Consider the following 13,434-nt stretch of genomic DNA (forward strand, 5'->3'; position numbering starts at 1 on the left):
CAGGACGCCCAATTTTATATTTGGCGGTCTTTTAGATAACTGAGAACTTCGTTGAAACGGGGAAATCCATGTGTACTATATTTAGTTTCCTGTTTTATAATTGAATACTTTGTTTCCTAGAAACAGCATTTTCATTTTCATTTGGATTAGCGCTCATCTGCTTTAAAAGCACCACGCATATGCAGTATCCATTGCGATTCATCTAAAGGTGAAACTCCTTTGTAGCTCCTGACTTTGTCATTGGTAGTAATGGTTTTTTTATAGCCATCAAGGGTTAGTTTAAGACGTCCTTTCCCCGAGGTTATTGCGTTAAATTTTATAGAATAATCCATGGCAGCAGCGACCGAAACTCTTCCACTAATGATGAAAAAATCATTATCAAAAACAGGAGCATCTATCTCAGCATTCATTTGGTTTAAATCACTAGAAATCGGTCCTAATAAATCCTGATTGGCTTTGATTTCAAAAGCATACATGGGTTCTAAAAGATCTGTTCCTGCATTTTTTAATCCTCTGAGCACGCCCATTGGAGTCGCCAAAAGAAAATCTCCAGGGTTGGAGTGTACCGTATGTTCAGAACCTTCTATAAGTGTAATGGATAAATCAGTGACTTCATACCCCTTAATGCCTTGTTTTAAAGACCAAGGAATGGCTCGCTTGACCTCATTAATATATTTATTACTAATGTCAGTCGTCCTTACCTTGGAGGTAAATGAAACACCACTTCCAAGTGGTGCCGGCGCTATCAAGAAGGTCATAATGGCCCAGCATGGCTTTGGCATCCAGTAACGCACATAGCCTTCTGCTGCCTCGGTAGGTGTTTCTTTATAAATCACTTTAGGTTTAAGGAATTCTGCGGTGATTGCCCATCTTTGGGCTAAGCTATCTTTTAAAACCTCTGTTTGAATGGGTCCTAAAATTTTTAAGTGAAACTCTCTTTCTTCCTTATACCATTTGAAATCTAACATAGGATCCTCCATATTAAGGATCTCTAAAGCCTCGCCTAATTTTTGATAATTTTTATCTTCAGCTGCTTTTACTTCTACCCCCAAGACCACATTACTAATCTTCGAAAAGTCATCATCAAGATTTTCAGTGCCTAACACATCTCCCGAAAGGATGACATCAGAAGTGGTGATAACCCCTACTTCTCCTTTTCCCAGTTCGGCACATTGCTCTAAGTTTCCTAGCTGCGGTTTAAAGATCTGATTAATTTTAATGTCCTTATCGAGCTGATGAGATCGAATGGTGTCTTTGGTTTTAAGCAGACCTCCGTAAGATTTTATGTACACCAATCTCCCTAATTTTTCATGGTACTCTACTTTAAAAACCTTAGCAGCAGCGGCTGAGAAGTAGGTTTTAGATTGGGGTATTAGCGTTTCCATGCTGTTTAACAAATCCGCTATCCCCATTCCTAGCTTAGCACTTCCAAAGAGAGCCCCATGCAGCGCACCCGTTTTTATGTACTGTGTTGCTTTTTCTAAAATGTGCGTTAAATCAGTAATGTTTCCTTCCAGATAACGCGCTAGAAAAGGCTCGTCACAGTCCGCTAAATTCTCTAGGGATGTATCAATAATCCTAGCGTTTAAATTGTTAGCACACGCTGAAAACGGGACCAATTCAGGTTTGTATGGATTAGATAGATCGGGAACGTTCAAAGCGAAAAGGCTAGCGTCTAATTCTTTTTGAAAATCTAAAAAAACCTGCGCCGCATCAACACCTTCCCGATCGATTTTATTAAAGAAAATGATGACAGGTAATTTACGCGCTTTCAAGTTCTCCCATAAGTTAAGCGTATGGGCTTGCACGCCTTCTTTTGCCGAGACTACTAATATTACAGCATCTAAGATGGACAGCGATCGATCTACTTCAGCAGAGAAATCAACATGCCCTGGTGTATCTACCAGCTGAAACTCGTTGTGCTTCCAGGAGAAATTAACGGCTGACGCTTTGATAGAAATCCCTCTACTTTTCTCCATTGCTAACCCATCAGTAATCGCTGAACCTTTATCGACACTACCCAGAGATGCAGTTGCCCCTGAATGATGCAACAGACACTCGGTAATGGACGTTTTCCCGGCATCTACATGGGCTAAAATCCCTATGGTTGAAACTGTTTTATCTAACATTAGTTTGGCCATGAAAACCTAAGCATATCTTTTTGTTGTTATAAGGTATCACCTTAATTGTAGACTTCATTTTCTAAAGCTAACAAATGAGAGACTTTGCCCGCTTTATTTTTTAAAGGGAAAATTTCGATATCACAAACATACTCTTCTCCGTTCTTTCTGTAATTTATTACACGCTCTTTAAAATGAAGTTCCTTTTTTATATTGTCTCTTATTGCTTTTAAAGCGGCTTTTGAAGAATTCTCTCCTTGTAAAAACTTGGGCTGCTTGCCTTTTGAAAAATTGGCAGGATAACCTGTCATTTGTATAAATCCTTTATTCACCCACTGAATCTCTTGATCTATATTTGTTAATACAATAGCTTCAAAAGTCGTTTCCTTCAGCGCTTTTTCAACATCAAAAGACCAATTAAACTTTTCTTTAAACTCTTTGAGTATTTCAATTTCAGTATTTCTAGTAAATTCTTCTGCTTGCCTTTGAAGGTATAGCGCATAAAAATCCCAGCTCTTAAGTGGTGCTCTAAGTGAAGTGTCTTTCATTTGTTTCATATTAAAATGCAGTTGCCATGAAACACAAATAGCTTAGGTATATAGTACACTTCTAAAACTATCAATAGGCTTCATCTTGCGAAAGCATTATTGCTATACATTTATTAAGGTAAGTAATCTGGCTTTTAATAATAGAAATTATTAATTACAGTTGCGCGACAGCTTGTGATTTTAACACAATTCCCTTTTAAAGCTTATTAAGCGACCTTAGTGAAGCAAATATAGTGTTTTATCTTACTTTAATACAGAAAGTTTATAACAGAAAGAACGGCACCTCTTATTACATTAATAGATTCTTTAGCGTTTTTTCTTTTAAGGTTTATCCTCAAAACAATATAAAATTATAGTACTACATTTGCATCCTATAAAATTTTCATTTTTGTGAAACAAACCACCCTATTTCTTAGTCTATTATTTATCTGTCAAAGTGTTATTGCACAAGTTAAAAAAGCACCTGCTCCTAACTGGGTTGAAACCATTGAATACAGTCTAGATCCAGAAGTAAATTTAGACGATTTAACCCAAGGCACAATTACCTTATTGTACGATCATCAAGTTCATGTTCCAAAGGCTGTAAGTTATACCCAATTTGTAACCAAAATATTTGATAACGTAGGCATACAAGAGGCTTCAAGTATTAGTGTTGACTACGACCCCAGTTATCAAACCTTAAAATTTCATAGTGTAACTATAAATAGAGATGGGGAAATTATAGATAAATTTCAGTCTGACAACTTTCAATTGATGCGCCGTGAGACGAATGCTGAAAATCATTTGTACGATGGCTCTATGTCTGCTGTACTAAATATTTCAGATGTTCGTACCAATGATATTATAGAATATAGCTACTCCATAGCCGGTTTCAACCCCATTCATAAGGGTAAGTTTTCTGATGTGTACTATCTGGACAGTTATGTGCCTGTTGGAAAAATTGCAGTCACTATTTTTTCAGATAGTGAACTTAATTACAAAGGGATTAATAATCCTGAAGTGCCAAACATCAAAAAGATGAATGGGTTATATCAGTATGTGTGGGTTAATGAGAATACGGAAAAAGTGTTATTTGAAGATTATAGTCCGTCTTGGAAATTAGACTATCAAACCGTTTTTGTTAGCAATTATGACTCCTGGGAATCGGTTGTTAATTGGGGAATTAAAACCTACACCATAAATGAAAAACCAAGCGCCGATTTACTAAAAAAAATTAAAAATATTGTCTCTGAAAATAAGACAAAAGGCGAAAAAATAAAGGCCACTTTAAATTTTGTACAAAATGACATTAGATATCTTGGTCTAGAAGATGGTATTGGCGCCTACAAACCATTCACTCCAAACAAGGTGTTTAAGCAGCGTTTTGGAGATTGTAAAGACAAAAGCTTACTTATGACCACGATGCTTAACAATATGGGTATTGAAGCCTACCCCATGTTAGTGAATACCACATTAAAAGAAACGATTACAGAATTTTTACCTTCTCCCGTTTTCTTTGACCATTGTGTGGTAAAGGTTATTGATGTGGCTGGTAAAGGATTGTATTATGATCCTACAATTACAAATCAAGGAGGTTCATACAAAACCACTTATTTTCCAGACTACCAATATGGTCTGGTCTTAGCACCAGAGACCACAGATTTTGATCAAATTTTTAGTGATTCGGAAAATAAAATTGAAATCTATGATGAATATAGTTTAGAAGCCATTGGTAAAGGTGCTACTTTAAAAGTCACCTCGACTTATTATGATAGTGAAGCGGACGCTATGAGAAGCTATTTTAAAAATAATAGTATTAACGCTATCGCAAAAGAATATGCTGATTATTACTCAAACTATTACTTTAATATTGAAGCTACAAAAAAACCTGAATATCAAGATAATGTAGAAGACAATAAGTTTCAAGTTACTGAAGCCTATAAAATTGATAGTCTTTGGCGACCAATGACAGAAAAGAAAGGGTACATCTCAGCCCACTTTTCTCCCTCAACCATTGAGGGATTACTTTATGTACCAACTAAAGAAGAACGAAAAGACCCACTAAGCTTGTATTTCCCTTCAACTAAAGAACACCGAATAAAAATAAAATTACAATCGCCATGGGATATAAAAAGAGAAAAATTAGAAATAAATTTTTCTGGATTTCAATACAAATGGAATGTGGATTACGATAGCACGAAAAAGGAAATCGATTTAAGATATTTTTTAAAAACTCAGAAAGATCATATTTCGGTAAAGGAATTTAAGGAGTATACCAGAGAAGTAAAAAAGATGAACGAGACTCTGGGGTATCAAATTTTTACACCTGGCACTCTTGCTAATGGTAAACATGCAACTAATGCTTTTGAAATAGGGGATGCTTTTAAAAATGGTTTCAAACTATTTCTTAAAATTGCAGTTGGCTTAATTTTTATTGTGATTTTGATCTTATTTCTTGCCTGGTACATTCCTAAATCAAGAAATAAAAATCAGTAACAGCTTTATTCACATTCAAAACATCTGATTAGATAATCTGGTAAATTAAGTGTTTTTGAGCCTTTTAAAGGTTCCTTTAAAGTCCCTTTTTTATCTATAATTTTTTTGAATGCTTTTGCATATTCAATAAGAGCCTCACGTCTTGTTTTTATTTTTTCAATTATCGCTTTACCATCCAATTCTGAAATTTCTTTTGGCCAGACTTTTAGAGCATCATTTAAAACTTTGTCTGTTAATCGCTGCTGTAGTATTTCAGCTTCTTTTACAAATAACACCTCTGGAATATGATATAAAAAATAGCGATCAAAAGGATATACTAAGCCCGGCATGTAGTTAATTTCTTTAGTAAAAGGCCGTAATTCTGGAACTATATTTTCGTTGCTTAGTAGTGTAGGGATGATACCTTCAGTATTAAAAAAGGCATTATCACGATCTCCTGGGATTGGTATTGCAGAATAATTACCATTCCGCTTTTGAATTATCCATCCCCATTGCTTGGCATGCCTATCCCAATCTCCAATAAGCAAATCAAACAATCTGGCTCTAATTAAAGCAGCGGTATCTATAGCAATAGTTTTTCCAAACTCTAGTTTTAGCTTTTGCAAATCATCTGTTGCAATAATCTCTGTTACATTTTTTAAATCTGTCCAATTCTCGTCGCTATTGGTTTCATACTCCAAAAGAAACAAACGGTTTCCATACTTTTTATTGTGTTTTCCAAGGGCTTTTTGTTTTGGAACAAACACGATTTTAGGATGTGTACTTAACACGCTAGCGTGTTTTGCTAGTTCTGCCGCTAATACTGCTCCATAAGGGTGCTGCGCAGAAATACCATCTACAATAATATTTTCTAAACCTAAGGTTTTTGCAAAATCTGGTATTAAAGCTTTTGGATCCTTATTTATACTTCTAATAGTATATTCAACGCCTTTTTCAGACTTTAATCTCAAAGACTGTGTTTGCTTACCTCCGCCCTGTTTTAATATTTCTACTCCACCTTTTAGAGAATCTAAAAACAGTACTGGCACTTTTATTGGTGTTTCCCAAGCTTCTCGGTATTGTTCACCTTGCATGAGGCGTTTAATCTCACCGGCTTCATAAAGCGTACTTGCTGCAAGTAAAACAGAGTCCAAAGCTCTAAAATCTACCGTTTTGATATTATCAATTCCAATAATTTCAACAGTCTTGAATGCTTTATCGGTACTTGACAATGACCAATACAGAAGTATAAGAAACACTGCAATAATAATAACTATAAATAACCCAATTTTTTTCAACATTGTTTTTTTTTGTTGATTATACAAAGTAAGGTGTAAAAAATGAAAAGAGAAAGCCTATTAAAGTTACTTTTTAACTTATACGAAATAAATAATTTGATTTTTTTTAGTATATCCCTACAAATTACCTTATAATTACCATCCCAAGTTAAACATATGAGTATTATCCCTTTAACCTACAAATATGACTCTAAAATTACAGTACCCTTTGGTAACAGTGCTCCTGTTTACCCACCTAATTTTTGCTCAAATTCCAATAGACTATTACGAAAGTGCTGAAAATTTAGCCGATGCCAATCTCAAATTTGAATTAAATCAAATAATAGATAGCCACATCGAGTTCACTTATACCAGCTCAAACACAGATGTTTGGGATATTTTAAAAGACACCGATAGAGACCCGGAGAATTCAGATAATGTAATACTTATTTACTCTGGAGTATCAGTAGACGCCGCACAAGAATATAACTCTGGTAATGGCTGGACTCGAGAACATGTTTGGGCGAAATCACGTGGAGACTTTGGAACTACCAGAGGACCCGGTACAGATGTTCATGCCTTACGGCCTTTAGATAACACAACTAATAGCACACGAAACAATCGAAGTTTTAACAATTGTACAAATTGCCAAGATGTTACTGATAAATGGGGGACTATTACAGGCTCGCAATTAGATATTTCAGATTGGTCTTTTGAGCCGCGTGATGCCGTTAAAGGCGATGTGGCCAGAATGTTGTTTTATATGGTAGTTCGTTATGAAGGTCTGGACGGTTACCCAGATTTAGAACCTACAGAATTGATGCTGCCAAACGGAAATAATGACCCCGTTCACGGTGTTTGGTCCACACTAATGGATTGGCACCGCAATGACCCCGTTGATGGCTGGGAAGAAAATAGAAATGACATCATCTATTATTCTTATCAAAATAATAGAAATCCATTTATAGACTATCCTGAATTAGCAGAACATCTTTGGGGAACAGAAACAGGCGTAATCTGGTCTAAAGCAGAAACTTTAGGCCTTCCTACATTTACTGATTCGTCACTTAGCATTTACCCTAATCCTGCCGTAGCTATTATACATATTAGAGGACTAACAACAAGAACTGAAGTCTCTATTTATGATATGCTTGGAAGAAAAGTGAAGTACGCTACCGTTGAAAGTAACACGAATACTATTGACGTATCACAATTGAGCGGAGTATATGTGGTCCATCTTATTTCTGAAAATAAAGCGGTCTCTAAAAGAATTATTATAAAGTAGCGTACATTACATTAAGAACTCTGAACTCTTATAGGCTTTATAACTACACAACCCTATTTAATGTACCAATTTAGCGATAATATCTTTAACTGGTAGAATAGCTTTTGTGTGCTCTATACTTGGTCCAGCAACCCATACGGTTTTATAAGTGGCTGTTTTAGCTGCGTTTTCTGTCGCTTTCATACCGATTGAAAAACGAATCATTTTAACCCACTTTTTCAATTTTTTATTTTTATTTAGTACCGATTCCAACCAAGACTCCTTGGTTCCAATTTTCTGAACATAAGGGGTGTTTATTACAGTACATGGCGTACCAGAGATACGTTGTGTCATAATAATGTCTTCTGCACCGTAATCAACACAGGCTTGTTTATATTCGTCGGTAACACCAGCTTCTATTGAAGCTATAAAAGGACTTCCAACTGAAACCCCATCGGCACCATAGCTTAACATTTTGTCAATATCGGCCTTATGCCCCACACCTCCAGCTGAAATAACTGGAATATCTAATTTATTACTCAATAAGTTTGTGAGTTCTTCTGGAGATAAATCACCTCTGTGACCACCAGCTTCGTTATTAACCGCAATGGCAGCATCTGCCCCCAATTGCTGTACCTTTTCCGCAAAACGTAAATCGGTAACATCACAAAACACTTTAATCCCTACTTTATGTGCCTGTCTAATCGTCTCTTCAGGACTTCCTAAAGAGGTTATGATAAAATCGCAACCTTCTTCGCATAAAACTTCTAATTGCCCCTTATATTTTAAGTTTGATTTATTGACGATTAAATTGAAACCAAATGCTCCCCCTTCAACTTTATTAGCTTTTAGCTCCTGTATCGCTGCTCGTAACTCCTCTAATGTTCTGTAATTAAGGGCAGGAATACAGCCTGCAATACCGCCTTTCATAGCTTCGGTAACCATGGCTACGTTAGAGACCAAAAACATAGGTGCTTGAATTATTGGGTATTTAATATTTAGGAGTTGTGTGAGTTTAGTATTCATATATATGCTCTGTACAAACAGGAATTTTGTTAATTAAACGAAATGATTAAATTATTGATAAGTTTTAAAAACAACATTACAAATATAATAATATTATGCAAGCATAATAAAATATGCCGTATATTTACATCACATCTCTTACAAGTTACTTCTTAAAAGTAGAACATGAAAAAAATTATACATTTATTATTTATATCTATAGTATTGTCTTCATGCAGTAAAGATGATGATTCTTTAAATACTATGGAAGTTTTATGGGTAGACTCACAATATTCAACGTGTATAAATTTTTTAGGTGAAGAATATCCATGTTTGAGTATTCAATCTAATGCCATTATTGTGGAGAATGCATGGACATATCATCATGGTATTGAAGGCTTTGATTATCAAGAAGGTTTTATTTATAGGATATTAATAAAACGTGAAAAACTGAAAGATGAATATATTGATGGTCCTAGCTATAGGTCTTATTTAATAAAAGTCTTAAGCAAAGAGGAAATATAATTCAAAGCACAATCAAAATAATTATAATATTTTTATAACCTTAATCAACTACAGTAAGTTTACAATTACTTCCCATCTTTTATTTTTGCTATATATCCTTATGCACCAATTACTAGCCTGTATTGGTATCAGACCCATAAATTTATAGTTTTTTACAAAAAAAGGTAATATGAAGTGCTCTACTTCAATTTAATCTCATTACATATAATAATCTGGACTTTAATTTATTAACCTATGTACTATTAAAAAAACGCAATCAAATTAATGATTGCGCTTGAAAGAATGAACTATTAACTAACCAACTAAACGACTTCATTCTTTTTGACAGCAAGAGCATAAATAACCAGTCCGAAACCAATTTTATTTATGGCATCCGCGATATTATAGACAACATCTACGCTACCGGTACCTAATATATTTGTATACCAGCCCTCTGTTCCTAACATATAACCTAATGGATAGATTGCCCATCCTACTAGTACAAACCAACACAGGATCTTGTGTGTTTTTAAAATATCTCCTCCAGCAGCAACCGCAAGTTTTTTTGCGCTACCTAACCAAATGTCATAAACAATTACAAAATAGGCCACTCCAGATATAGCACCCCAAAGTGCGGCTTGTCCTGGGAAAACGGCTTCACCAAAATAACCTGTTATAAGCATGATAACAGATAACACTATTAGTCTCCACATTAAACCGGTTTTTGCACCTGCCACCTTTAGTATTAAGTAAAATTCCACACACATTAGTGGTACGGTTAAAATCCAATCTACATATCTAAAGAACGTTGGAGATTCTACATTTGCAAACCAATAGTCTCTCATGTAAAAGTAATGCACAGCAGCAATAAACGTAATAAGTCCCGAAACTAATACAGACGTTCTCCATTTTTTATTAAACTGATTTAATGATAAAAAGAAAAATACTGAAGCAGCCATCATGGCCATACAACCAACGAAAAATGTAAAGCCAACATAATCTGTTGGATCCAGTTTTGAAGGTCCCTCGAAGAAAAGCAATAAATTTGTCATAACCGTTTTGTTTAATTAATATTAATTTTGTTTAAACAAATCTACAAATAATTAAACAAAATAAATGAACACTTAACAATTATTTGGATTATATTTGAGAAATTAACAGCTTTAATGAGTAAACTGTACAGTATTCTTATTTATCTGAGTTTTCTAGGTTTATGGATCACTTCTATAGTACCGGCCGAGTTTGAGATATTACTTGGTTTTATGTTAATCTTTTCTTTTGGAATTTTACATGGTGCAAATGACATATTATTAATTAATGTGATATCAAACCACAAGAAAAAAGATTCCTTTTTAAAAGTATTAATCGTTTACTTATTAACTGTATTCTCTGCTGTAGCACTGTTTTATTTTATACCGCTAGTAGCCCTTATTTTGTTTATTTTATTCAGTGCCTATCATTTTGGAGAACAACATTGGGAAAGCAAAGTGTTAGGGGTATCAAAAACAATAAGTCACACTTATTATTTTGTTTACGGATTGTTTCTATTCATGCTATTATTTATATTTAATACTACAGAAGTCATTGAAGTTATTAAAGCGATAACCAGATATACTGTAAATGATAATACTATAATTTATAGCTTTGCAGCTACCGCATACATTTTATTATTTATCGCCGTGCGCCTCTTTTATAAATCTTCAGCTTTTAAAGCTATAGCACTAAGAGAATCATTTAACCTGTTGGTTTTCACCCTTATATTTAAAGTCTCTACTTTAATTTGGGGGTTTGCAATTTATTTTATTCTATGGCATAGTATTCCTTCCCTTTTTGAGCAAATTAGCTTTATATATGGGCGATTTAGTAAGGTAAATGTTGTTTCTTACGTAAAAAGAGCCTTTCCATACTGGTTAATATCTTTAATTGGTATGGCAATAGTCATTTTTGTTTTCCAGGAAGAAAAACTACTATATGCAATTATATTTTCTTTTATAGCAGCTGTTACATTTCCACACGCAATAGTTATAACTAAAATGTTTAAACAAAAAAAAAACGCAATCAAATGAATGATTGCGTTTTTTAATATGAAAACACTAAATTATTTATTTCACTTTCACAGATACTCAGTCAAGCTGAGTATAAGCGATTCATTCAATTTTTCTGTTGAAAAATTGGTTCTCTGCTTACTTTACTTCTTCGAAGTCTACGTCTTCAACATCGCTTTCGCTTGCTGCCTGACCTTTAGCACCAGCTCCTGCATCTGTTGGTCCACCTTCTTCTGGTGCTCCACCTTGTGCATCTGCTTGTGCTTTGTACATTTCTTCACTTGCTACTTTCCAAGCTTCGTTAATTTTTTCTAACGCTGGCTCAATAACTGCAATATCTTTAGTTTCGTATGCTGTTTTTAATTCAGCTAAAGCATCTTCGATTGTTTTTTTCTTATCATCAGATAATTTATCACCAAATTCAGTTAGTTGCTTTTCCGTTTGGAAAATCATAGAATCTGCTTCGTTTAATTTCTTAGCATTTTCTGCTGCTTTTGCATCGGCATCTGCGTTTGCTTCAGCATCAGCTTTCATCGCTTTAATTTCTTCTTCAGTTAAACCCGAAGACGCTTCAATACGAATATCTTGTGTCTTGTTTGTTGCTTTATCTGTAGCTGAAACCTTAATGATTCCGTTGGCATCAATATCGAAAGTTACTTCAATTTGAGGTGTTCCTCTTTGTGCTGGTGGAATACCGTCTAAGTGAAAACGTCCAATCGTTTTGTTATCGCCAGCCATAGCTCTTTCACCTTGTAATACGTGAATTTCTACTGAAGGCTGATTGTCTGCTGCCGTTGAGAATACTTGTGATTTCTTTGTTGGAATTGTCGTATTGGCTTCAATAAGTTTCGTCATAACGTTACCCATTGTTTCAATACCTAATGATAAAGGTGTTACATCTAAAAGTAATACATCTTTAACATCTCCTGTAAGTACTCCACCTTGAATCGCTGCACCTAAAGAAACAACTTCATCAGGGTTTACGCCTTTACTTGGTGCTTTTCCAAAGAATTTTTCTACCGCTTCCTGTACTGCTGGAATACGTGTAGAACCACCTACTAATATAATCTGGTCAATATCAGATTTTGATAAACCTGCTGCTTTTAAAGCGGTTTGACAAGGCTCTATTGTTCTTTTTACTAAATCGTCTATTAACTGCTCAAATTTAGAACGTGTTAATGTGCGTACTAAGTGTTTTGGTCCACTTGCAGTTGCTGTGATATATGGTAAATTGATTTCTGTTTGCTCAGAAGAAGATAATTCAATCTTCGCTTTTTCTGCAGCTTCTTTAATACGTTGTAAAGACATTGGATCTTTTCTTAAATCCATTCCTTCTTCGTTATTAAACTCATCAGCTAACCAATCAATAATTTTCTGGTCAACATCATCACCACCTAAGTGCGTATCACCATCTGTTGATAATACTTCAAAAACACCATCACCTAATTCTAGGATAGAAACATCATGTGTTCCACCACCAAAATCAAATACAACGATTTTTTGGTCTGTTCCTTTTTTGTCCATACCATAAGCTAAAGCTGCAGCTGTTGGCTCGTTGATAATACGACGTACTTTTAAACCTGCAATTTCACCAGCTTCTTTAGTCGCTTGACGTTGTGCATCATTAAAGTATGCAGGAACAGTAATTACTGCTTCAGTTACTGAAGTACCTAAGTAATCTTCAGCCGTTTTTTTCATTTTTTGAAGTATCATTGCAGATAATTCTTGTGGCGTATATAAACGACCATCAATATCAACACGTGGTGTGTCATTATCTCCTTTTACTACTTTATAAGGTACGCGTTCTGCTTCTTTTTTAGACTCAGAATACTTGTTACCCATAAAACGTTTAATTGAATAAACTGTTTTAGTTGGGTTTGTTACCGCTTGTCTTTTTGCTGGGTCTCCAACTTTAATTTCTCCACCTTCTACAAAGGCAATCACCGATGGTGTTGTTCTTTTCCCCTCTGCATTTGGGATAACTACTGGCTCGTTACCTTCCATTACAGAAACGCAAGAGTTGGTAGTTCCTAAATCGATTCCAATAATCTTACTCATAATTTTTATTTGTTTTAGTTTACCGCTTTCGCAGCTGTATATTTCGTTATTATTTACGGTAGGAATAAGTCAATGATTATGCCATTAGAAAAAAGGTGACATGATGTCAGCTATGATTTTAATAAATTATTTATGTCTCTTCGCTACTTTGGTATTAGT

General features: G+C 34.8%; 10 protein-coding genes and 1 riboswitch. Of the genes, 4 read left to right on the top strand and 6 right to left on the bottom strand.

All coding sequences use genetic code 11. The annotated features are described in order from the left end of the window. Positions 1–146: 146 nt before the first annotated feature. Entirely contained in the window at positions 147–2,129 is a 1,983-nt protein-coding gene (locus GQ46_RS02855) for a GTP-binding protein (protein ID WP_044398207.1), read from the bottom strand. Between the two features lie 53 nt (positions 2,130–2,182). Then, positions 2,183–2,668, bottom strand: a complete 486-nt coding sequence (locus tag GQ46_RS02860) for a PAS domain-containing protein (RefSeq protein WP_044404443.1) — start codon at positions 2,666–2,668, stop codon at positions 2,183–2,185. Between the two features lie 99 nt (positions 2,669–2,767). Further along, positions 2,768–2,902, bottom strand: a riboswitch (cobalamin riboswitch). Between the two features lie 156 nt (positions 2,903–3,058). On the opposite strand from GQ46_RS02860, the gene GQ46_RS02865 reads away from it, so the two are divergent. Beyond that, the gene (locus tag GQ46_RS02865; RefSeq protein ID WP_044398209.1) at positions 3,059–5,143 is read left to right on the top strand and encodes a DUF3857 domain-containing transglutaminase family protein; all 2,085 of its coding nucleotides are present in this window, start codon (positions 3,059–3,061) and stop codon (positions 5,141–5,143) included. Between the two features lie 5 nt (positions 5,144–5,148). Here the strand turns inward: GQ46_RS02865 and GQ46_RS02870 are convergent, their stop codons facing one another. Next, entirely contained in the window at positions 5,149–6,423 is a 1,275-nt protein-coding gene (locus tag GQ46_RS02870) for a membrane protein (RefSeq protein ID WP_044398211.1), read from the bottom strand. Between the two features lie 181 nt (positions 6,424–6,604). On the opposite strand from GQ46_RS02870, the gene GQ46_RS02875 reads away from it, so the two are divergent. Further along, a complete protein-coding gene (locus GQ46_RS02875; protein ID WP_052503384.1) occupies positions 6,605–7,684 on the top strand; it encodes an endonuclease in 1,080 nt (359 codons plus the stop codon). Between the two features lie 57 nt (positions 7,685–7,741). On the opposite strand, the gene GQ46_RS02880 is transcribed toward GQ46_RS02875, so the two are convergent. Continuing rightward, positions 7,742–8,689, bottom strand: coding sequence for a nitronate monooxygenase family protein (locus GQ46_RS02880; protein ID WP_044398213.1), 948 nt, complete (start codon positions 8,687–8,689; stop codon positions 7,742–7,744). 165 nt (positions 8,690–8,854) lie between these two features. Here GQ46_RS02880 and GQ46_RS02885 point away from each other — a divergent pair, with 165 nt between their 5' ends. Next, complete coding sequence (locus tag GQ46_RS02885; RefSeq protein WP_044398215.1) at positions 8,855–9,193, top strand: DUF4377 domain-containing protein; 339 nt, start codon at positions 8,855–8,857, stop codon at positions 9,191–9,193. Positions 9,194–9,495: 302 nt separating this feature from the next. On the opposite strand, the gene GQ46_RS02890 is transcribed toward GQ46_RS02885, so the two are convergent. Then, the gene (locus GQ46_RS02890; RefSeq protein ID WP_044398217.1) at positions 9,496–10,224 is read right to left on the bottom strand and encodes a bacteriorhodopsin-like; all 729 of its coding nucleotides are present in this window, start codon (positions 10,222–10,224) and stop codon (positions 9,496–9,498) included. 114 nt (positions 10,225–10,338) lie between these two features. On the opposite strand from GQ46_RS02890, the gene GQ46_RS02895 reads away from it, so the two are divergent. After that, entirely contained in the window at positions 10,339–11,238 is a 900-nt protein-coding gene (locus GQ46_RS02895) for a Brp/Blh family beta-carotene 15,15'-dioxygenase (RefSeq protein ID WP_044398219.1), read from the top strand. A gap of 117 nt (positions 11,239–11,355) precedes the next feature. Here GQ46_RS02895 and dnaK read toward each other — a convergent pair whose 3' ends face one another. Then, positions 11,356–13,275 (bottom strand): molecular chaperone DnaK, encoded by a 1,920-nt coding sequence (gene dnaK / locus GQ46_RS02900; protein ID WP_044398221.1) that lies wholly within the window; start codon positions 13,273–13,275, stop codon positions 11,356–11,358. Positions 13,276–13,434: the final 159 nt, after the last annotated feature.

It is taken from the genome of Lacinutrix sp. Hel_I_90, from assembly GCF_000934685.1.
In the GTDB taxonomy this organism is placed as follows: Bacteria; Bacteroidota; Bacteroidia; order Flavobacteriales; family Flavobacteriaceae; genus Lacinutrix.